Annotated in this window: 36 protein-coding genes and 3 tRNA genes; 26 read left to right on the forward strand and 13 right to left on the reverse strand. The window is 30.8% G+C overall.

Annotation, left to right across the window (positions count from 1 at the left end; genetic code table 11):
- The first annotated feature begins 24 nt into the window (after positions 1-24).
- The 26 genes from G6O70_RS00385 to G6O70_RS00505 all read left to right on the forward strand — a co-directional run bounded on the left by G6O70_RS00385 (position 25) and on the right by G6O70_RS00505 (position 14,566).
- A complete protein-coding gene (locus tag G6O70_RS00385) occupies positions 25-408 on the forward strand; it encodes a hypothetical protein (RefSeq protein WP_157047932.1) in 384 nt (127 codons plus the stop codon).
- Between the two features lie 11 nt (positions 409-419).
- On the forward strand, positions 420-731 hold the full coding sequence (locus G6O70_RS00390; protein ID WP_057868784.1) for a hypothetical protein: 312 nt from the start codon (positions 420-422) through the stop codon (positions 729-731).
- A gap of 200 nt (positions 732-931) precedes the next feature.
- Positions 932-1,711, forward strand: coding sequence for a nicotinamide riboside transporter PnuC (pnuC, locus tag G6O70_RS00395; protein ID WP_057868783.1), 780 nt, complete (start codon positions 932-934; stop codon positions 1,709-1,711).
- 65 nt (positions 1,712-1,776) lie between these two features.
- On the forward strand, positions 1,777-2,391 hold the full coding sequence (locus tag G6O70_RS00400; RefSeq protein ID WP_057868782.1) for a hypothetical protein: 615 nt from the start codon (positions 1,777-1,779) through the stop codon (positions 2,389-2,391).
- Complete coding sequence (locus G6O70_RS00405) at positions 2,369-2,680, forward strand: hypothetical protein (RefSeq protein ID WP_057868781.1); 312 nt, start codon at positions 2,369-2,371, stop codon at positions 2,678-2,680. Before G6O70_RS00400 ends, G6O70_RS00405 begins: the two co-directional genes overlap by 23 nt.
- 44 nt (positions 2,681-2,724) lie before the next feature.
- Positions 2,725-3,090, forward strand: a complete 366-nt coding sequence (locus tag G6O70_RS00410) for a hypothetical protein (RefSeq protein ID WP_057868780.1) — start codon at positions 2,725-2,727, stop codon at positions 3,088-3,090.
- A gap of 159 nt (positions 3,091-3,249) precedes the next feature.
- Positions 3,250-3,903 (forward strand): ATP-binding protein, encoded by a 654-nt coding sequence (locus G6O70_RS00415; RefSeq protein WP_057868779.1) that lies wholly within the window; start codon positions 3,250-3,252, stop codon positions 3,901-3,903.
- Between the two features lie 78 nt (positions 3,904-3,981).
- Positions 3,982-4,155, forward strand: a complete 174-nt coding sequence (locus G6O70_RS00420) for a type II toxin-antitoxin system HicA family toxin (RefSeq protein WP_057868778.1) — start codon at positions 3,982-3,984, stop codon at positions 4,153-4,155.
- A gap of 32 nt (positions 4,156-4,187) precedes the next feature.
- Positions 4,188-4,583 carry a type II toxin-antitoxin system HicB family antitoxin gene (locus tag G6O70_RS00425; RefSeq protein WP_057868777.1) on the forward strand — a complete coding sequence of 132 codons (396 nt, stop codon included), beginning with the start codon at positions 4,188-4,190 and terminating at the stop codon, positions 4,581-4,583.
- 19 nt (positions 4,584-4,602) lie between these two features.
- Positions 4,603-5,550 (forward strand): toll/interleukin-1 receptor domain-containing protein, encoded by a 948-nt coding sequence (locus G6O70_RS00430; RefSeq protein WP_057868776.1) that lies wholly within the window; start codon positions 4,603-4,605, stop codon positions 5,548-5,550.
- Positions 5,551-5,610: 60 nt separating this feature from the next.
- Positions 5,611-5,847, forward strand: a complete 237-nt coding sequence (locus G6O70_RS00435) for a hypothetical protein (RefSeq protein ID WP_057868775.1) — start codon at positions 5,611-5,613, stop codon at positions 5,845-5,847.
- A gap of 391 nt (positions 5,848-6,238) precedes the next feature.
- The gene (locus tag G6O70_RS00440) at positions 6,239-6,457 is read left to right on the forward strand and encodes a hypothetical protein (protein WP_057868774.1); all 219 of its coding nucleotides are present in this window, start codon (positions 6,239-6,241) and stop codon (positions 6,455-6,457) included.
- A 51-nt stretch (positions 6,458-6,508) separates the two neighbouring features.
- Positions 6,509-6,631, forward strand: a complete 123-nt coding sequence (locus G6O70_RS12055) for a hypothetical protein (protein WP_258236125.1) — start codon at positions 6,509-6,511, stop codon at positions 6,629-6,631.
- Between the two features lie 68 nt (positions 6,632-6,699).
- On the forward strand, positions 6,700-7,440 hold the full coding sequence (locus G6O70_RS00445) for a GIY-YIG nuclease family protein (protein ID WP_162255351.1): 741 nt from the start codon (positions 6,700-6,702) through the stop codon (positions 7,438-7,440).
- Positions 7,441-7,464: 24 nt separating this feature from the next.
- Positions 7,465-7,530 (forward strand) — tRNA-Leu (locus tag G6O70_RS00450).
- Between the two features lie 57 nt (positions 7,531-7,587).
- Complete coding sequence (locus G6O70_RS00455) at positions 7,588-7,917, forward strand: hypothetical protein (protein WP_057868772.1); 330 nt, start codon at positions 7,588-7,590, stop codon at positions 7,915-7,917.
- 209 nt (positions 7,918-8,126) lie between these two features.
- Complete coding sequence (locus G6O70_RS00460; RefSeq protein WP_157047931.1) at positions 8,127-8,276, forward strand: hypothetical protein; 150 nt, start codon at positions 8,127-8,129, stop codon at positions 8,274-8,276.
- A gap of 882 nt (positions 8,277-9,158) precedes the next feature.
- On the forward strand, positions 9,159-9,437 hold the full coding sequence (locus tag G6O70_RS00465) for a hypothetical protein (protein ID WP_057868770.1): 279 nt from the start codon (positions 9,159-9,161) through the stop codon (positions 9,435-9,437).
- Between the two features lie 267 nt (positions 9,438-9,704).
- Positions 9,705-9,778 (forward strand) — tRNA-Arg (locus tag G6O70_RS00470).
- An 83-nt stretch (positions 9,779-9,861) separates the two neighbouring features.
- Positions 9,862-9,931, forward strand: a tRNA-Ile gene (locus tag G6O70_RS00475).
- Between the two features lie 68 nt (positions 9,932-9,999).
- Positions 10,000-10,791 (forward strand): SPFH domain-containing protein, encoded by a 792-nt coding sequence (locus G6O70_RS00480; protein WP_057868840.1) that lies wholly within the window; start codon positions 10,000-10,002, stop codon positions 10,789-10,791.
- A 9-nt stretch (positions 10,792-10,800) separates the two neighbouring features.
- Entirely contained in the window at positions 10,801-10,995 is a 195-nt protein-coding gene (locus G6O70_RS00485; RefSeq protein ID WP_057868769.1) for a hypothetical protein, read from the forward strand.
- Positions 10,996-11,229: 234 nt separating this feature from the next.
- Positions 11,230-11,871 (forward strand): deoxynucleoside kinase, encoded by a 642-nt coding sequence (locus tag G6O70_RS00490; protein ID WP_057868768.1) that lies wholly within the window; start codon positions 11,230-11,232, stop codon positions 11,869-11,871.
- Positions 11,872-11,980: 109 nt separating this feature from the next.
- On the forward strand, positions 11,981-12,508 hold the full coding sequence (locus G6O70_RS00495) for a hypothetical protein (protein ID WP_057868767.1): 528 nt from the start codon (positions 11,981-11,983) through the stop codon (positions 12,506-12,508).
- Between the two features lie 188 nt (positions 12,509-12,696).
- Positions 12,697-13,398 (forward strand): hypothetical protein, encoded by a 702-nt coding sequence (locus tag G6O70_RS00500; RefSeq protein WP_057868766.1) that lies wholly within the window; start codon positions 12,697-12,699, stop codon positions 13,396-13,398.
- Between the two features lie 298 nt (positions 13,399-13,696).
- The gene (locus G6O70_RS00505; protein ID WP_057868765.1) at positions 13,697-14,566 is read left to right on the forward strand and encodes a hypothetical protein; all 870 of its coding nucleotides are present in this window, start codon (positions 13,697-13,699) and stop codon (positions 14,564-14,566) included.
- A 21-nt stretch (positions 14,567-14,587) separates the two neighbouring features.
- Here G6O70_RS00505 and G6O70_RS00510 read toward each other — a convergent pair whose 3' ends face one another.
- From G6O70_RS00510 to G6O70_RS00570, 13 genes are all read right to left on the reverse strand, one after another.
- Positions 14,588-15,670, reverse strand: coding sequence for a hypothetical protein (locus tag G6O70_RS00510; protein ID WP_057868764.1), 1,083 nt, complete (start codon positions 15,668-15,670; stop codon positions 14,588-14,590).
- 56 nt (positions 15,671-15,726) lie between these two features.
- On the reverse strand, positions 15,727-16,275 hold the full coding sequence (locus G6O70_RS00515; protein WP_057868763.1) for a phosphatidylglycerophosphatase A: 549 nt from the start codon (positions 16,273-16,275) through the stop codon (positions 15,727-15,729).
- Positions 16,276-16,281: 6 nt separating this feature from the next.
- Complete coding sequence (locus tag G6O70_RS00520) at positions 16,282-16,899, reverse strand: hypothetical protein (RefSeq protein ID WP_057868762.1); 618 nt, start codon at positions 16,897-16,899, stop codon at positions 16,282-16,284.
- Position 16,900: 1 nt separating this feature from the next.
- On the reverse strand, positions 16,901-17,203 hold the full coding sequence (locus tag G6O70_RS00525) for a hypothetical protein (protein ID WP_057868761.1): 303 nt from the start codon (positions 17,201-17,203) through the stop codon (positions 16,901-16,903).
- Positions 17,204-17,232: 29 nt separating this feature from the next.
- Positions 17,233-17,502 carry a hypothetical protein gene (locus tag G6O70_RS00530; RefSeq protein ID WP_057868760.1) on the reverse strand — a complete coding sequence of 90 codons (270 nt, stop codon included), beginning with the start codon at positions 17,500-17,502 and terminating at the stop codon, positions 17,233-17,235.
- A 13-nt stretch (positions 17,503-17,515) separates the two neighbouring features.
- Positions 17,516-17,866, reverse strand: coding sequence for a hypothetical protein (locus tag G6O70_RS00535; RefSeq protein WP_057868759.1), 351 nt, complete (start codon positions 17,864-17,866; stop codon positions 17,516-17,518).
- Positions 17,867-17,889: 23 nt separating this feature from the next.
- Positions 17,890-18,162: a hypothetical protein gene (locus G6O70_RS00540; RefSeq protein WP_057868758.1), complete on the reverse strand. Its 273-nt coding sequence runs from the start codon at positions 18,160-18,162 to the stop codon at positions 17,890-17,892.
- A gap of 13 nt (positions 18,163-18,175) precedes the next feature.
- Positions 18,176-18,547, reverse strand: a complete 372-nt coding sequence (locus G6O70_RS00545) for a hypothetical protein (protein WP_057868757.1) — start codon at positions 18,545-18,547, stop codon at positions 18,176-18,178.
- Positions 18,525-18,743: a hypothetical protein gene (locus G6O70_RS00550; RefSeq protein ID WP_057868756.1), complete on the reverse strand. Its 219-nt coding sequence runs from the start codon at positions 18,741-18,743 to the stop codon at positions 18,525-18,527. Before G6O70_RS00550 ends, G6O70_RS00545 begins: the two co-directional genes overlap by 23 nt.
- A 20-nt stretch (positions 18,744-18,763) precedes the next feature.
- Positions 18,764-19,462 (reverse strand): hypothetical protein, encoded by a 699-nt coding sequence (locus tag G6O70_RS00555; RefSeq protein WP_057868755.1) that lies wholly within the window; start codon positions 19,460-19,462, stop codon positions 18,764-18,766.
- Entirely contained in the window at positions 19,455-19,709 is a 255-nt protein-coding gene (locus G6O70_RS00560) for a hypothetical protein (protein ID WP_057868754.1), read from the reverse strand. Before G6O70_RS00560 ends, G6O70_RS00555 begins: the two co-directional genes overlap by 8 nt.
- Positions 19,710-20,069: 360 nt before the next feature.
- Entirely contained in the window at positions 20,070-20,384 is a 315-nt protein-coding gene (locus G6O70_RS00565; protein ID WP_057868752.1) for a hypothetical protein, read from the reverse strand.
- A 17-nt stretch (positions 20,385-20,401) separates the two neighbouring features.
- Positions 20,402-21,133, reverse strand: coding sequence for a DNA polymerase beta superfamily protein (locus G6O70_RS00570; protein ID WP_057868751.1), 732 nt, complete (start codon positions 21,131-21,133; stop codon positions 20,402-20,404).
- Positions 21,134-21,138: the final 5 nt, after the last annotated feature.

A 21,138-nucleotide genomic window follows, 5' to 3' on the forward strand; every position in this document is an offset into this window, starting at 1 on the left:
ATGAAAGGAGCAACGAATGTGATCATGCCTAGTGTGGATTTTGCTGACAAAATTCGTGATAATTTAACAAAATATGCAGATCGAACGAAAAAATTATTTATCGAAGAGAATAATAAACTTATTAAAAAGATTCAAAGAGAAATGATTGATGCTACTTCCAAAGGACTCACAGAGATAAGAATTCCAATAGAAGACGGTTTTTTCTCACCTGAATATGACCGTGATCATAGACGTCAGCGAGTAATACAAATGATGAATAGACTTGAAGTTGTTATGCCAGAAATGACTTTTACCACGGATTACGAAAACGTATCTATACTAATTTGCAAGTTGAGTCCTGCTTTCAAAGATAAAATGACTGAAGTCGATGTAGACTATTTAAACAATTTAATATATTGTCAAGAATAAGGAGATGTAAAATGACTTTTGCAGATGAGTTATATGAAATAGCAAATAAGGTTAATTATGAATATTATAAAGATTTTGAGAAATCACCTACTTATAAAATTATAAAAGAAGAACTGATGGAATCAGCAAAAAATGGTATAAACTATATTTATTTTAATGATATTCAAAATCAAAATTTATATAATTTCGTAAAACAGAATGATAAAATTTTAATAAACAAATTAGGTATTTCTATTGAATCGCGTAAAGATAGTATCGCCAGTTGGTTTAAACTGTCTTTTAATAAAAGGGATCAATTAAGAATAATAGAAGTTCCCTTTTAAAATAAAAACCTACTTACAATTAACTGAAGGGAGGTGTATTGATACTGGAAAGTCAACATTCGCCACCATATAAATAAACATAATGAAATGTGTAGATTATAAGACAAAGATAGTTAGGCTATCAGAAAATAGGGCTTAACTGGATAAGCGAATTATTAAATTAAAAAGCTAATATAAAAATAAGGGAGAGATTTAATTATATGTTTAGTCGTTATGCAGATGTTTTATCAAATTTATCAGTTTATTCAAAAAATGTTTTTAGAAAAGGATATTTTAGTTGGTTGATTAATCAATGTAAAGGTTGGGGTAAGTTTAGTTATGGCTTAATTTTATTCAACTTTGTATTGCAAGTAATCTCGTTACTGCAATCATTTAGTGGCAGCCCACTTTTGTCAGTATTGTCGTTTATTGGTGGGAACCTGTCAGTTGCTTGCGTTGTTGGTATCTCAAATAAGTCTGGTATTCAAGGTTGGTTAGGTGCTACATCTGCAATTTGTATTGCAAGCGTAGGATTCATGGCAGGAAACTTTGCTACAGCTTGGGAACAAATCGGATACTTAATTTTCTTAGATCTATTCTGTATTCTTGACCCAAAGTGGAATGACAATATTCAAGCTGAAAAATTCAAAAATGCTTTTGAATGGGTGAAATATATTGTGTTCTTCGTAGTAGCATGGGGCGTAATCTATTATTTATTCAGTCTCACAAGTGATCCACGAGTTTTCTTGGATAGCATGAACTTGGCCATGGCTATTACTGGTTCATTATTGGAATTAAATCGGAAACGTGAGCAATATTTTGTATGGACTATTAGTTCAGTGTTTACAATTGCTCTATGGACACAAACAATGCTACAAGGAGATGGAAACTTTGCACTTATCTTTAGTTATAGCGTCTTTTTCCTAAATGACATGTATGCTTTTTTCAGTAAAAAAGGTTGGTTTCGCAAACAAGATGAAGTAGCAACAGAATCAAAATAACATATTGATCTAAGGGGCTTTATGCTCCAATACATATACAATCAACTTCACAGGAGGAATTAATTATGAATGATAATGTTGGGAAAATTAGAGTGAATCGAACGCATGGTAGGACAAGATTAGTAGGTGAAGAATTCGATATCAATAATTATATTACGATTGAAGTAGTCCAAGGCGTGGTTGAGGAAGATAGCTTAATGAAAAAAGATATTGTTCGTGGAACTACAAGAAATATTCTGACAGTTGATATGTCAGCAAGGCAATGGAGTGAATTCGTATCATCTTTTGGTGATGGTTCTGGTGTTACTTGTACTTTGTCCGAAATTGATGGGAAGAGAGTCGCTCAAGATTATATAACTCCCAATACTATTGAGCGAAGCAATCATACCATTGATGCAAATTTTGAATCATTTCAAGATGAGTATAATAAAATTTCCGACAATGTACAGGACATCTTAAAGAAAAAGTCAATTGGTAAACAAGATAAGGCAGACATACTTTATATGGTGAATAGACTAGATAATCTATCAAAAGATATGATTCCTTTTTTAAGAGAAAGATTGCGTGAGGACACAAAGAAGGTAATTTCCTCTGCTATGATACAGTTCAAAAATGATGTTAATGAATACGAAAACAATAATAAGGAGCTAGAATTAGATGGATTTGGGACTAAAAAATAGCGTAAGAGTCATAGATAAAAATGATGAAAATTACTTGTTAATTGGTAATATTATTGATGTTAATGACAAAGTATATACATTATCAATTTATACATCATTTGGAATTTTGACTAAAAAATATAGAGAAGATCAATTGGAAAAGATGATGAGTAAACTATATATTATTACTAATCGCAAAACAGGCGATATCGTTAGACGTTTTGATGCAAGGTATAAAGCCCGTGGATATATTGATGGTTTTACTGATGATGAACGTGAACAATATAGTATAACGGAAACCAATATTTAGTCAAAATATACAAATTTTTCAGCAAGAGGAGTTGATATCTACAAATGAAGAAGACGATAAAGAGGAAAGCAGCTCTTTCTCAATCAAATTATGTTTTTATTGTTATTGAAAAATATAATAATGGGACATTCGATGAATGTACTGACATACTAGGTATCTTTAGTAATCTATTTGAGGCCAGATTAATGTGTAGAAGAGAGAATCTTAGAATAGATAGTATAGATGAGAATGGGTATTATGAAGAACGAATGGAGATTTCTAATTATGGAGTTTCAATTACTAAATTACCGCTAAACAGGGTATTATATTCTGGTGGTAATGATCTAAGAGACAGTATTATTGGATTGCAGGTTGCAATTAGCTTTGATAATGACCAAGATGAATTTGGAGAATGGGAAGAAGACTGGTAGAAATAAACATATTGTAATTAGATTTTGGACATGATATAGTTAGTTATCAAGTATTACTGATAAATCAGTAAACCACTTGAACATTGCTTGTCATGGTCTGAACAGCCATGACTATTTTTGTATATACAAATACACATAATGAAATAACGGAGGAACAATATGGTAACTTTAGGCGATATTTTACAGGACACAGAAATGATTATCGGAGATAGAGGAAGTGGTAAAACATCAACTTTAATTAGAAAAGTAATTAATTATAGCAAAACACATGGTGGGATTATTGTTTTAACACATTCTAATATTGCTTTGAATTCTTTTAATAATGAGTTTCGTAAAGCGTTAGGAAAGTATCAAAACAATAGAATAGGCAAAGATGGAATAAAGATTCTGAACTCAAAAACTGATTTAATATTTCAACATGAAGTTGCAGATGGTAGTAATATATTTATTGATGAAATAGACAGATTCAATGCACATTTCCTATATGCATTATTGAATCTAATTATTGAAGAACGCATTAAATTAATTGGTTATACTTTAACCCCTACGAACAAGTCGGTAATCCTATTAGATAATTATAAAGGGAAGGAGTATATTCAATTAGAATATCGTGTATTAGTACCTCATACTGAAGACATTTATTATTATAAAGATGTTTTAAACCCAGCAATACTTGGACTTGCAGAAGAAGATGAAATTATGAGATTGGAAGCTAAGTTCCCAAATAGATATAGTAGAACTTTTACAGAAGATGATATTGGAAGATTTCACCTAAGTAGCGATATCTATCAGAAAAAGTTGATTTCGAAGTAGTATTTTATACTAAACTTTTGATTTGACATATACGTATATAATACGTATACTAATGATAGTCAAAGGAGGTTACAAAATGTGAAAAGACGAGAGTTAATAAAAAAATTGCAGAAGAATAATTGGTATCTATATCGTAATGGTGGGAATCATGATATCTGGACAAATGGTAAGGATAAAGAGACGATTCCGAGACACCCAGATATTAATGAACGTTTAGCGAAAATTATTATTAAACGTAATAACCTTAAGTAATAGATTTAAATATATAGAAAGGAGTTTTTATAATGGGAAATATTAGAATATACCCAGTAATTATCACAAAAAATGATAATGATACGGTTCCATATTTTGTTGAGATTCCTGCGCTTGACGGCTACACACAAGGTACAGATATTCCAGATGCAATTACTAACGCTCGTGACTATATAGGACTAGTTTTAATGGATAAATTAGATAGTAAAGAACCACTGCCAAGATCAATATTTAAAACACCAAAGATTAAAGATGCTATTGTTAATCTTATAGATGTAGATGTCGATAAATATAAGAAAGAACATGATATGAAAAAAGTTAAGAAAACAGTTATGATTCCAAATTATTTAAATGAAAAAGGTAATGAAGCTGGTTTGAATTTTTCTGAATTATTAACTAAAGCAGTAGAAAAAGCAGTAAAGGCATAAGAAAGAGGTAATAGTTATCGTGGAAAAAACAAACGAGAATCCAACGGTTGCAGTTCTCTATTCATATGATGACGATCAACATCGTGAATGGGTAGAGGAATTGGTAAATAAATTAAAAGAGAATAAAGTATATGTAAATTACGATCATGACAAACTTAATCTTGGAGATGATATTAATCAATTCATGGAATTACTTGTTTCTAATTCCGATATACTTTTACCTATATGCACAAAAAAATACAAATCACACATTGATCAAAGAGAAAATGGTAGCGGGTATGAGGGCAGAATGTTGGCGCAAGTTATTAAAGACAAAACTCATAAAGTAATACCAATATATAAAGATGAATATGCTAACGACAAAACTCCTAATTGTTTAATGGGTATTAATGGTGTAATTCTAAATGATCAATTTAATGATAAACATTTTGGTGATTTACTAAAAAATATATTAGACTTAAAAATAGAAAAGAAAGTTATAACAAAAGATCCTAGAGAAACCATTGCCGAGTTGATGAATGTTGATATCAAAGAAGTCAAAAGTAAACAGGAGTTGAATCTTGTTAATGTGAAGATACTAGGGATTGTAACAGAAAAAGTTACACAACCCACATTGGATGGAAGCAGGGGTTCGGCTCTATATGATATTCCGTTTAAGTTGAATACTCAACCCCCACGTGATTGGGATAAATTTTTCATATATTGTTGGAGAAATCCTTCCAGTTTTACTACTATGCACAGACCTAGTATAGCATCAGTATCTTTTGATGAAATTTGGCTAAAGGGAACAACTATGGATGAGGTAGCTGAATATCATAGAGACACTCTAATATCTTCAGTAAATGCAGCAAACAAAATGTACAATGATAGAATTATAGAAGAAGAAAAACTAAGGATAGAGAAAGAAAAGAAGAAGATGGAATTTCGTAAAATGGTAAATGAAAAGTCAAAAGGTATTTCATTTTAGTAATTATTAAAATGATAAAACTAAGATTTTACAAATGAGGTTTCATGGAGGAACGAGATAATGGATGATTTAGATATTCTAATTGAACAATTTAATGAATTAGGTGAAAAAAGTAACGATTATTTTTTTATAGCTAATAGAAATGGGAATTCAGTTCAATTTAGAGATTCATTATCTTTACTAATGACGATTTCGTATACAGGTTTAGAAATGTATGATCAAATTGCTTTTATTGATAGGGAAGAGTTCGAGCTAATGAATAAAATGATCATTGCAGCCAAACGAATAAATGATTAAGTCGAATTTGGGAAGGAGTAGACTTAGTTATGAATTTAACCATTGCAGAAAAAAAACATATATTTATTGTATTGACAATGAAATAAATGACCTGGGTATGGATATGGTAAGCACATTTATAGACTTGATTGATATTCTATATCCAGATGAGGACTATAAAAAAATCCGTTTCCCTCAACTATGTACAAGAATAATGGATTCCTTATGTAATACAAAAAACGGTAAAAGTTTATTTAGAAGGACTCATGGTTTCCCTCTTACTACCTATGCTAATGGACACGCATCTAATCATCTCTACAGGAATGTTAGTGTTATTAGAGGAGTTTATATATCAACACATAAACCTATTATTACTTAGGAGAGATTCAGAAAAATTGAAGGAGGTGAAGTTATGAAAAAAGAAGAAAAGATTGAAATTATTAATGGTATTTTAGCATCTAAAGGCTTGTCTTCAGAAGCAAAACTAGAAGCAATAGAGATCATTACTAATAATAGTCGCTTTGGGGATTATCTTTCAGGTATACAGAATCACTTCAAAATTAATAACAGTGATGCTGTTTATTTGAAAGATGGTAGTGTAACCACTGGACTTATGAATAATTCTAAATAAACATATTGACAGAAAAAGTAGAAGCATGTATACTAATATACATGAGGTAGCATGAAGGAACATAGAGATGACAAAAACAAAGAAAACACACATAAATTATGGGTGATTCAGGAAAGATTGACAAGGCCACTTTATGATATGAATTCGAGAAGTTATCGTAATAACTTTAATTAGTAATAGTCTTCTTTAAAAATTGTTAAGAAGTAAACATAATGACGTACTTCAGTGAAAGAAGGGATAATTTGACTCAAGGTATTTATGCAATTGTCAACCTATTAAATAATAAGTATTATATAGGACAATCAAAAGATATTAAAAGCAGATGGAGTGAACATATCAGAACATTGAATAAGCCTTCTGACCCAAGACATCATTTGAACTTATATCAAGATATGATAAATGTTGGAGTATCCAATTTTGATTTTATAATATTAGAAGAATGTGATACAAATAAACTTAATGAAAGAGAAAATTACTATATGTTAAAATATAATAGTTTTATTCCAAATGGATATAATAAATTTGTTTCGCATAAAGATAAATATTCTAATGTACAATCTCGGATAAGGATAGAAAATAAGTATAAACTTGATAAACATAAATTACTATTACTTCTAGAAAACTATAATTTTGAAGAATTAGGTAGAAAATATAACGTAACAGGAAACACTGTAAAGCAATGGTGTAGAACTCTTGGTATATCTTCTTTTGCACAAGATTATCAAACAGAATTAAAAAAAGATAAATTCAAAAATAAGATGAGATTAATTGGTGGTAAGTATTCTAGAAAACGTAAGGTTTATATGTTAGATAAGAAAAACGAAGATGTGCTAATGGAATTTGAATCAATTGCAGAAGCAGCTAGATATATGAATGTTGATCCCAGCAATATAGAAAGAGCCTTTCCAGATAGTAATAATAAAAATAGACGAAAGACCTCGTTTGGGTATAAATGGAGGGGCGAATCACGTAAAACAAGCTAATATAGAATTAATGATAGTGCCTGATTAGTTCAATTGGTAGAACAATGGTCTCTAAGAAAGACTGTAACGCGGGTTCGATTCCTGTACAATCTGTTTATTAAAATAAACATAATGACATAAAAATTAAACTTAGAGGTGGAATTTATAGTGAACTTAACAAAAGTAGATAGAAAGGTTTTAAATTTTGTAAAGAATAAATTAATCGAATCGGGGTTCAATTTAGATAAATGGGATTTAAAGGAAATCCCATTAGAAGACGGAGTTTATACATTTCAAAATTTCGATGATACAGTTGAATTTAGTGTTTTTGTTACAGAGGGAAAAATTAGTTTAGGCTACAGTGATCTGGATGATAAAGGGTATTTGATTGATAAAGAAGCAGATACAATTCAAGAAGCTATTGAAAATACAAAAATGGAAAAGCATGGATGGCATAGTGGTCATGATGATTGTCCAACAATCTTTAATATTTTATAACGGGTGGTGATTAAGATACGCTTTATATATGGAATTTTTACAGGATACTTTACGATATTACTAACATTGTTGTTATCCACCTACTTTAAAGGGAATACTTTTACCATAGGTAGATTCAACTTTAATGATCATCCTTGGATAAGTGGATTAGCAGCTACTATCATATTTATCGTTATAGTTTATTTATTCATCGAGGCGGTGATAAAAAAATGACAAGAGCATCATATCTAGCAAAAGATAAAATGAAAGTAGTTTCTGTGAATTCTCATGGAAAGACTGCTGAAATTACAGTTCAAGATTCATCTGGCGAACATGTTTATACTGTTCCGAGAGTAGTTCCAAAACTTAAGAAGAAATAAGGTGATATGGTATGAACAAAGTGATGAATTTCTTAAGTAGTGGCCTTGGTATTACAACAACAATAATAATAGTAGTAGTTGTTGTGTCCATTATAGCTTACCTCATTGTTGATGACAGTAGTAAACAAAATGAGATTGATGGCGATACCTTAAATATTTTAAATACCGCTAATCTCATTAACATCTCAAACATGAACTCTATAATTACACAAACGAACATTTTATGAGAATAAATGTGCAAGTGTGGCGGAATAGGTAGACGCTAGTAAGCTCCAAGCCTGTCTTTAGAGAGATAGACCATTAAAGAGCAAGTAAATGTGTAAGAAGGGTTAATGGTTATGTATGGTGCGAATCCATACCACTTGCATAATTGGGAGACGAAGTGAGAGTATTTGTCGCTGTATCGTCTAAAGAAAACAAAGAATACTAAATCTTTAAGGTCGCTTGGTTTTGTTAAATTTCCGTACCTTTTTCTGGCGATTGGCAGTGAATATATCAGAAAGAGCATATTACTAGTGTATGTTGGGAGGAGCGTTACCTTCTATTCACATTGCTGTTTGGTACTTCGCATTAAAAAAGTACCTTATATAAACTTTGAGGACACAAGTGAGCTGAAAGTCACTCAATATTACAAAGTCCAGTGGCGTAGACGGAAATAATCCGTATGGCAGCAATTGGCTGTAGGTAAATCGAGACTACCGCATATAAAATATATCTCGCAAAGCCGTACTGATGTAGTAATCGCGTATCCGATAACTGTATGAGTTATCCGTTAGACCATGGACACGGTAATATAGGAAACATTTCTGCAAAACCATGCAGAGTAACTTAGGTTCGAATCCCAAGGGGCGGCATAAACATGAGGAAGAAGGGAATATAGTTATGGATGATGTTGTGGAATATGAATTTAATAATTTTTTAAAAGATATGCCGTCACATAAGCATCTGATCTACTTGATTGCCGATGATTATAATGATGAATATCCTGGCAACCAAATAAACATAATGCAAGTAAAATTAGATTCCCGTATAAGAGATTATCTCAAACAATTTTATTCTGGTAAATACTGCATTTATTCGGATTGGTGTGTTCATGTTGTTCCAAAAAATATTTCATTAGAAGTACTTGGTGAAAAGAAGAGTAAATTTTATGTTGTTTAATAAATTCAATTTGGTTGTATTAACGAAAAAGGATAGTCAATAGTAGTTGATATGTAATTTAATGAAAACAAGTGACCCTGATCCTATTTATAGGAGAAACCCAATTTAGTAATAATTGTAAGCTTAAAGTCATTATTCCTTTTATTTCAAGTGTTAGCAGATTACCCTGTATTAACAATAAAAATAACTATCGGAGTGAGATGGTAATATCAAAATTCAATGATGATAGTGTTTGTCGCAGAATTATTCTTGTTTGTCTGCTGACATAGTTGTGTAGCTCAATTGGATAGAGCAACTGACTTCTAATCAGTAGGTTATCGGTTCAAATCCGATCATGACTGTTATCAAAAATAAAATTCATGGAGTATTTTTTGGTAATTAATGTAAGTTTGTACTAACATTTGTGAGTTCCAACAACTCATGTACCTGGTTAGTTTAATGGCAAAACATTGGTCTAATAATCCAAAACAGCAGTTCGATTCTGTTACCAGGTATTCATTAATGACATATAGTGTCGTTGATGGGAAAAATATATTAGGGGGAATAGTTTTTGAAAAAAGCAATGTTTGGTTTGGTTTCGGGTCTTATTATCTTGGTAGCATTAATTATCGGTTTAATCAGGTTTACTGAAAGAATTGATAATGGGAATGTGGGTATTCGTTATTCTATGAATGGAGGAGTGAAAGATAAAGCTCTTGGACAAGGTGTTCATTTTGTAGGACTCGATTATGTTACACAATATCCAATCAGAACACAAACAGTTCATCAAGAAGTAGGTTTAGCAACTAAAGATGGGAAGAAAACTGTTGTAAAGATTTCATACGCTTATCATGTAGATGCTACTAAGGCAGTCAATGTTTATAAGAAATTTGGATCAGCAGATATCCTAAGTATTGAAAAAGGTTGGTTATCTCAAAAGTTACAAAAAGCTGGCCGAGATACAATGTCTGAATACACATTATTAGATGTAATGGGTTCTTCTTCTGCTAAAGTTCAAGGTGGTATTCTAACCACATTCCAAAAATCAGTTGAAAAACAAGGTTTTATCATTGAAGATTTGTCATTCGGTGTGCCTAGTGTGGACGCACAGACACAAAAGTCAATCGATGATTTAATCAAAGCTGGACAAGATAATAAGAGAGCTGAACTTGAAGCAAAATCTAAGCAAATTAAAGCCGAGGCCGCAGCTAAAGCTAAGTTAACAAGAGCAGATGCTACAGCTCAGGCAAATGAAAAAATCAACAATTCTGTCACTGATAAGACTATTCAATACATGGAAGCACAAGCTAGATTGAAACATGGCTGGGTTACTACTCAGGGTAATGGTTCTGTTATTACTGATCAAACAAAGTAGGTGTAAATTATGGCTTTCTTTGTAACTAAAATACTTTTGTTATTGATTATTATTATTCTTTTGGCAATCGCTTATATCTTAATTAAACAATATTTGAAAAAAGGTAAAGATGATACGCAAGTTAATGTTACTGATCGTAATGGAAATATTACACAAATTAATGTGAATGGTAAGAAGGTAAAGATTGAATCTAAGAAAGATTAGGATGAAAATGGGCGAGCCATTGAAGGGAAATGCAACTTTTCCCTCATTCTTATTCCATACTAAGATTATGGAAAATAAAAATACGAATTTTGTCTCGTGTTTTTACTATACTTCAATCAACAAATACAACAATAAGGGGTGATAATATATGCAAATTCTCACACAATGACACCAGCAAGACAAAGGCTGGGCATTGTGTTTTATTTTTGAAAAAATTAATAAAGGGGAGCTGAAATGAGCGTGATTGTATTAAGTGGAACTATTGGTGCAGGAAAATCAAGTCTAACTGAAATGTTAGCTAATAAATTGGGGACAAAAGCATTATATGAGAGTGTTGAGGATAATGATGTACTACCTCTATTCTACTCAGATCCAGAAAAGTACGCTTTCTTGCTGCAAATATATTTTTTGAATAAGCGTTTCGCCTCAATTAAGGAAGCATTAGCAGATGATAATAACATTCTAGATCGTTCAATTTATGAAGATAGTTTGCTATTTCATTTAAATGCTGACTTAGGAAGAGCTAATCAAAAAGAAGTTGAGGTCTATGATGATTTATTAAGTAATATGTTGGAACGTATAAGCAAATCAGATATCAAGACTGCACCCGACTTGCTGATTCATATTAAAGTATCATTCGATAAGATGCTTGAGCGGATTAATAAACGTGGTCGTGAATTTGAGCAACTAGATACTGATCCAAGCTTATTTAACTACTACCAAGAATTAAACAAGCGATATGATAAATGGTATGAAGATTTCGATATTTGTCCTAAAATTCAAATTGATGGCGATAAATATGATTTTGTTGAAAACCCTGAAGATGCAAAAAAGGTATTGGAGTTAATAGAACAAAAATTAAATACTATTAGATAAGGCAAAAAATATGATAGAAATGTCATATTTTTTGTTGTTTTTTCACACCAAAGATAATATAATTAATAATATAAAAATTGTATTATGTTTATTAATTGGGGGAGCTATTATGTCAGAATTAAGTCTAGAAGAAAAGTTAGCATTTTTACAAAGGAGAGTCGAGTTATACCAAAAAATGTCAAATGGCAGATATCACTTGTATGTTAATGATGATGATGCTGAGGATAGCGGTGTATTCATGGATCAAGCAAAAAGTGGACTAACTGCAAATCAATGGTCTTTTATTCCTTGCACATCATTATTGTTTAGGGTAGATGAAAGATATGAGGATATTGTCAAAGGTGGCGGTAGTTTCAAAAAAGCCCTTGTGGGTGGACTACTCTTCGGTACAACTGGAGCAATCGTTGGTGGTGCGGGGCGTGGTACGCAAAGCAGTAACCTAACTACTTTAAATATAAATTGCTATATAAATGGTCAAGTCCGTCTTGTTCCTGAAATGTCTATAAAACTTGTAAACCATCCTATTGACACAAGAACACTTGAATATCAAAGAATCAAAGATTGGTTATCTCAGTTTACTACCATTGCTCAGTCTCATGGTGCTGTATATGGCGGTGAGGAACGCAAGAACATATAATTTATCATGTAAATTATAAACCTATGCTTAGAATACGTTTCTCAGCATAGGTAATTACAAAGGAATCTATTTTAGGTTATCAATAGGTTCTTTTTATTTTTCTAGTTTACATAAGATATATTATCGAAAGTAGTAAAATACTAATTTCTTATGCGATTTATAAACATAAATAAAAGGTTGTGATGTATATGTATCATAAAGATGTATTGAGATTTTTGGAAATAGTAAAAAAAGAAGATGGAAAACATGAGGATTATATTAAGACAATAACGGCTATCAACAATAAAAGAAAAATAGTTTCAAGGATATGTATTACTTTATACTGTGTTATTCCGTTTGCAGCTATTGCATTGCGTAATGAACCTCTAATAATTAGAATGGTGGCCTGTATGATATTGATCATAGTTGGAATATGTACGGCTTTACTAGAAATTGATTGCGATAAACGTGAGCGGAAGATTGCTATTGATACTGTTGAAAAATATTCAGAACCCCTCTTACCTAAAATAAAGACGGAACTAAAATCCATGGGATATACAGATAATGTAAGCATTGATTTCTTGATTAATGACCTAACTGAAATGAACGATAAAATGAAACCAAGTATGAGGAACATTTTTGCTGTTGGATCTTTTTTTGGTTTTAGTTCAATATTTACACAATTTCTAACTCACCCCAAAATTCTACCGATTGGAATTTGGATTATTGGACTAATTAGTTCTCTTATAGTGCATAGCTTCAATAAGAAAAGGAACGAACCTTATATTTATGCTTACGCATTAAATATTCTTAAAAATATTAAATTAGATAATATTCGAAAAGAACAAATGACAGAGAAAAAAACGATTGAAACTAAAATAGTTAAGAACTATAATTTCAAATTGTTCTAAAATTAATTCCAATAAATATTTTTATTAACCCCTCACCAAATATTAGTATTGAAATTTTAATTTGATACCTCTTCAGATTAAGATAGTAAAATTATTTACAAATTTATACAAATAGGTTATTATTACATTGTGGAATACATGCGTGCGGGAACACGCTTTCCGCGCAAAACCGTTTAGACGGTGACCAAGTTAGAAAACTACAAAAACATAAAGAAAGCCGTTCGCAAACTCGCCAAAGTTGAAAGAACGGCTTTCTTTATTGGGTATGAAAGACATATTTAAAGGAGTGAAAAAATTGATGATGAGCGTTAATTTAAGTGAGTTTATAGAATATATTAAAGCTAATTTTCTAGGAAGATCACGTTGGTACAATGAGAAAAAATTAAAGTCGGAGCAAAAGACAGCTATATACAATGTGGTAATTTGTACGTGTTTATTATTATTATTCACTCCAATCATAACAAACAATAATATTGGTAAATCAATCGTTTATATCATTAGTTTTATATTTATTACACTATTTATCATGGAACAACGGAAATCAAAAAAATATTCTATAAATAACAATAATCAGAATTTACTTCGTTACATCGATAGATACAATCAAAAAGTTGTTATAGATAAACTACGGGACGAAGATTATAATGTTAAAGTTATAAAACCGCTCATCAATGAGATCGTAGCAATTTCTCACCCCAAAAATTCAAACGCAGGAAAAGTTCTCTCTTTAGCAAGTCCATTAGGTATTACTACTCTTATAGGTAAAATGATATATTCTTTTATTGATAAATTAGGAAAAGATTCAGTATTGAACACTATGTTATTTTTGTCTATCTTTTTATTTATTGTATCGATTGTTTTACTACTATATATTATAAGTGAGAATATAAATAATAAAATTCCCATGACTTATATCCTTATGATATTAAGGGGTATTAATATAAGTGCCTATTCTCTCAAGACAAATTATTATTTACGTAGAAGTGTTCTCGAAAAAATATCTGAAGAAAATAAGAAAAAACTTGAAGATCTCACCAAAGTTCTCGACACTTATATGTCAAGTGAGAAAGATATATCAAAAGAAAGAAAGAATATGTCAGAGGAAGAGAAAAAGCTCTTTAAAGAAATCAAAAATAAACTAGAAGCAGATAATAAAAAAGACCTTTAATCAGGTCTTTTTTATTTACGTTTATTGTTCTAATTTAATTTTTAATTCATTTAACCTTGATGGATTAATTAATTCAGTTAAAGCTGAAGACTTCATTTCGGCCATGTCGATGAGATAAAAGTCATTTCCAGACTTCATAACATCTAAAGACCAACGTCCTTTTAATGAGAGTTCATTAATAACATATTGAATATTCTTATTAATTCTACCGATATTAGCATTGAAATCCTGATTTAGTACCTCTTCAAACCATTTATAAGTTTCATACCACTTGTATATACTTTTATTTTGCTGCCCCTGTGATTGTAAAACCTTTTTCATTACAAGTGGATTCCAATATGGTACTGTTTGTATTAAGTCTTTAGTATCACAATCAATAAAACATCTGAATTCTGTACGTAAAGGCATACCATTATAGATAGTTGGTCTATGTTCTGGATCATCAATGTATTCTCGTATCACGATATCATTTGTTCGACCTGCTCCCACCAACATAGCATGATTGTTTACAACCTGAAAATACTCCCCAATCTGATTTTGTTCTGAAGGTACAATATGACAATTACGCCATTCAAATTTTCCTGAAAAGACTCCATTTTTGATAAAATAATGTTTATTCTTATCAAGATTAAGTTTTTCCAATAGTATTTCATTGAATTTTTTACGTGACTCATCATTTGTATTCTGATATTCAATTCTCATAAATTGTGATAATGGCAGTGGTAATGTGATACAGCTACTTGCAGGTATCTTAAAGAAGGTATGCCCATCTCTGATACATTTTCTGTTACTTTTTAATAATGCTGGAAACCAATAGGAGAATGTATTGGGATTCTCATTTAATCTATCATATAAATTTTCAGTTAAATCTGATACTGATTCAATTCTTTCTAATAATGCTTCTAATTTTGCTTTCTCCTTCGGATCAGACTGCTCGACAATATTCTTTTCTAAATTTGCTATGGTTTTGTCAACTGGCAAACCATCTGTGCGCATGTAGCTATCTGGTTTAAACATTACTCCTTGAAACTTTTTTATTGGCAAGAGAGCCTTTGATATAATTTTGGTCTGCAATTCTTTTAATGTGTCATAGTATGCTCCCATTTTTCTCCTATCTCAATACATGTCCAATTTATAAAATATGGATTTTATCAATTATTCTATCGTGCATCTTCCTTATAATCTTCTTGTTTCTTATTATTAATATCCAGTGGCCTACCATGGCCTAATCTACCGACCATACCTGATGCCAGTGCTGTGAATATATCATCACTGAAGGTATTAATTTCACCATGTTCATTATCTAACTCTTTTGCGTATCCAATTTTAATCTTATCTCCATAGCCATAATTAGTTACACCTAAAGAGCCGTATAGATTTGCGATACCGATACTAATAAGTTCGTCTACACCAAATTGCCCAAGATCATTGGCGATAATGGTTTGCATTGGTTCTGGCAATAGCTCTCTATTTGCTAAATCATCAATCATCAGCCCTGTGCCTACCAGATTTAATACTTCACGTTTCTTAAATAGACTATAAAAATCTTCTCCGAAATCTTCTGCTGTCTTTTCTGGAAAATACTCATGTTCCATTTCATATACAGCTTCCCCAATAGTCTTTGGAGTTATATTCTTATCTGCCAAACCTTTCATTACGTAATCATATAATTCTTGATCAGGATAATCTATATTCTTATTTGCTACCAATTCTCATTACTCCTCTTGCTTCTTATTTTCTTTTTCTGTTAAGTTTAATCTCATCTTATCCCAGTAAGGATCTAGTTTCCCTATTTTCAATAAGGCTAAAATAGTTGTCCCACTATCATACTTTTGTAAATTATACTCATCTGAGTTAAATACAAATTTTTTATTCTTATACTTGTATTTATACTTTAAGAACGCCCTAGCTTCTTTGTTTGTTTTTAATACTGTGGGAATATTATCATAACCATCAAAACGACTGTTGATATTCCTGCTAAAGGGTTCGCCATCAAAGAATTCATCTATTATATCATCAATAAGATCATATTCTCTATAAGCCGACCAATTAAAAATATATTTAATATTTCCTGTAAATACACCAATCAGTGCTAACCCTAGAACACATACCAGTAAGATTAGAGAAACGATAATTCTACCCAACCACGTAAAACCACTATATCTAACTGACGAATTTGAGTAATAACCCTCATCAAATTTTGATTGTGTATCTGGTATACGGAAATACACTTTACTTTTCATCAAAAGATTTTCGTATTTTGTTAGACCATGGACGAATTTTTCACCTTTTAAAAATTGTGCAACATTTTCGTATTTCTCACTCTCATTCATGTTATACACCTTTAAATATGTTCTCATGTGTTAATGCTGCGTTTATTCTGCACACTACACCATTCGCTAATTTAAGTAAAGTTTCTACCTCTTGCTTTTCAGACCATTCCTGAATTTTAAGTGCATCATCTTCGCTTAAGTCCCCGTCGTCCACCCTCATATCACAAATATAATAATTGTCACCTGATGAGCCTTTAATCATATCGTATATAGCATTTACTCCGAATCTATTTATAAAATCAAACACATAGTGTGGGACATTGATTAGTTTTTGAGTTTGTTTTTTTGAAGTTGTAACTTTCATTAAATGATCTCCTTTATATTTCAGTTTTATTATTCATCTAGAACTTTATGATCTAAAATATCAGTAAGTAACTCTCTTACACTATCCTTCCATTGCTTTAATTTTGACTCGGTTACATCCATATCCGATTCAAAATATTCACGGCTGACTCCTAACATGGTTTTACGGAACTTATCATAGTCACCATTAACATCATTTTGAACAATACCACTAGGTAGTATACTTTTTATGACATTAGCTTCTGTAAATAAATCAAAAATCCTTTGATTTAATTTTTCTTCTGTGAATTTTTCTGTCATTATTGTTCTCCTCTTATTTTTTCCCATTATTCTTACTATAATAATTTCTTATATCATCTTCTAGCTGTATAATAAATTGGCTAATGTATCTAAATAACATAGCAAGATCGAAAATATTATGAGATGAAAAACTACCAGATTGAGTAGCACTAAATTTTATGATAGGTTTATTCTCTTTGTCATAGGTTAGGTAGCATACTTCATGTACCCCTGTTTTATTTATAAGACTGAACGATACAGGTTCGAATATTTTTTCTTCTTCATTATTAAGTTTAAAATAATTTTGTGGATGATCTATAATAAAACCCATATATTCTGCAGAAAATTCAAGAGCCTTTTGTGCTAATCGAGTGTTTTTTGTCATTAAGTAATCTCCTATTCTATTGTCTACTTACTTCTTTCATTTAATGGTGTATTCATTAATGGGACAGCTACCTCAGTAACGACACGTAATGCTAATGGATCACATAGAAAATGGGCTACATCTTCTCCTACAATTAAACCAGTTTTAATTTTATTTGTATCAATATTAAAGTTTGCCGTTTCATGTAGATCTGTTTTATATGGTAGTGTAATTGCAAAGACAGCACTCCAAGCTCTATCTACCGTAATTCTTAAATCAATTTCTTTTAGTTTTGTAGTTGCTTCTTCATAGGTCATATAAAACCCTCCCTTAATTTCTCAAACATATAGTAGTCACCTCATGAATAATGTCTAGTCTTGAATATTCACCTAAACTATCCCAAATCTCTTCTAATTTCATTGGCACTTCACTGAATGTTGGATTTCTTGATGGTTCGTATAATCCGCTATTAATTAACAACATAATTGCTTCCAGCATACTGTTTTCACCATACTTATACCAATATGTGTGAATCCATTCTATAATTTCCATCTGGTCTTCATTAAACATAAGTTCATTTCTTTTACTTAAATATTGCCATGAACGTGGGTAATATGTTGTAGTCCCATCGTCATTTGGTTCTGGGGTATATGTGACCTTTACTTTTCTGAAATTATCACTATTTCTTTCTCTGAACATCATTTACTTTCCTCCTGTCTTCTTGCACTATGTTTGTTTGTAGATAATCAAGATTTACTAGTGCACTAGTTCTTAATGGAACTAAGGTTGTATGCGCACCTAGAAATTTCGCATCTTTTCTAGCATCTTCTATTTTTGTATATACTGATGCAATTCCTGCGCTATTGTGTACCACGTAAACCATCTTTTGTTTTGTCATTTCATTTTCCTCTCACTCTCTTATCTATCGTATAACTCAACTATTCTCTGAATCCAAACAAGAAACTGTGTATCGTTATTTTTTATTGCATTATATTTACTTTTGTTATTTAAAATATCAGCTAACTCTGCTAGAAAATCCGTCACTTTTAATTGAAGTATTATAGGGAAATTATTTGTATTTTTATCTCTTTGATACAATACATATGCAAGAGTTATATCTCTATTATTACAAATGAGATCCCAATAATTATAAGGGTATTCTCTTACTTTGTTGGAACACCAATCAGCTGCTTGTATAATCTCGTTTTCATAAAATTTAGTATCACTGCAAGGCAGTTCAATGCTATTCTCCACGAAAGAATCAGGTATTTTTTTGTAATATTTTTTGAAATAACATGTAAGATATATTCTATAACACAAAGGTAAAAGAATAGGAGATACCAAAAGAGGAATACTTAAGAAAATGTTTTTTAAATTTAATACAATAATGATTACGAACAATATAAATATTAGTGGAACCCAGATCCAACCCATTAATGAACTTTCCAACGTTGCCTCGGCATAATCCTTATAGCGAAGTTGTTTATGGATGTCATTTAATTTCTGAGAATTAACTGGTTTCCCATTTCTTGATCTAAGTTCTGCTATCACAGCATTAGATCTACCTTTTGTCACCGCTGCATTCAATGTTTCTACTGTAACTTCTATCTTATCCATTATTCACCTCATACATTAAACCTTGCTTGATTAATGCTTGTGCAGCTATTTCAGTTGGTGTTGCTTCAAAAGCCCTGGTTTTTAATTTGTCTAACCTCTCTTTTGAAAAAGTAAAGTTGGCTATACTAAGTTGAAATGCTAGTTCTTTTAAACTTATGACTCCTTTAACATATTCTTCACATAATTTATCTGTATCTATGAAATCAAAAGTCCTTACATTCGCACCAGATTTATTCATTGTGTACATGTTTTCTATCACTCCAATTTTTAAGTTTTACGTTTAGTTTTATTGCTTCCCATATAATTAATGCTACTAAGAAGAATGAAGCCACTATTCCTAACGTATAAAGTGTAATTGCCCAAAATTCTGCCGATATATACAGATGGTTAATTACTATAAAGTAATAAACTTCATATATTACAGCGAATACTAAGGCAATGCAGTAAACCATTATAAAAATACTAAATATCATTGCAAACAAAACAGTACAGATTTCACTAAACTTAGGTTTCTCTTTGTCATAAATAATCGTGTCTAGCAGACAGTGTTCAAAAAATTCTCTTAATAATTTCATTATTATCAATCACACTATGTCATTATGTTTATTTAAACAATAACATTACCCTTTCTCATATATCCATTTTTGATTAATTTAATCGCAATAATGTCAACTGCACTATAAGTATGAATACCACCATCAGTTAGATGTCTATATTGTTTAACGGAATACTTAAAATCCCTATAGCTAGCCTTGAAAATACCGAATACTTGTTTTGGTGTAATTTCATGTGTATTAAGTCGTTCTGCATAGTATGAAATTAGCAATCCTGTATCAGAATGAACAAAGTTTTCTTTAATAGTTGGTTCATCAACAATGTTTAATACATAGTATTTAGATTTGCTATTATATCTAAGGTACATAATGTTTTGTCTCCTATCTATTTAAAATATAATGGCGTATTGTAGATATATTCATTCAACAAATCAAGTTTCTCAGTTGAATCTTTCATGTCGTCACATTTTTCTTTCAAACATTGATATAGATATTCAGGATTAATCTTATTCAATAAATTTTGATCATAGACTTCTGTATTTTTAACATATAAATATTCATTCATAATATTAATTTCAGCTTCCAAAGACTTTCCATTAGCAACGGCCAATCCATACCTATATGCTTTAATTAAATTGAATAGCTCTTTACCAAAAGATCCACTCCCCTTGTATACTTTATTCGGGGATATCCGAGATAGATTTGATTTAATCATTCCAACGGAAGATGCAACGAAATGTTTTTCATTTATATATGGCAACTTTTCTCTGTCGCGATAAATCAAACGAGTTAAAATATCAAAATAACCACCAACGAAAATTGGAACATTAAAAAACAATTCAATAAAATTAGGATTTGTTTTTCTCAAAAGTGCAAATAAATGTGTAATATCAAAACATTTAATTTCATAATTATCACCTTTGTATGTTGTCCCTTTATTCCGATCTCTTAAAACAAATTCGCTTTTATGTGAAACTGTGAAAGCATAGAAATCATAATCTGATTTGTTGTTTTGGGTACCTGTTAGCCTTGAACCTGTAAGATATAAAATAGCCAAGTTAGGAATTTTCTCTTTAATTTCCTTAATAATTGATTGCGGCACATTAATCTCTTTCATGTTTA

Source organism: Liquorilactobacillus hordei DSM 19519 (assembly GCF_019443985.1).
GTDB lineage: Bacteria > Bacillota > Bacilli > Lactobacillales > Lactobacillaceae > Liquorilactobacillus > Liquorilactobacillus hordei.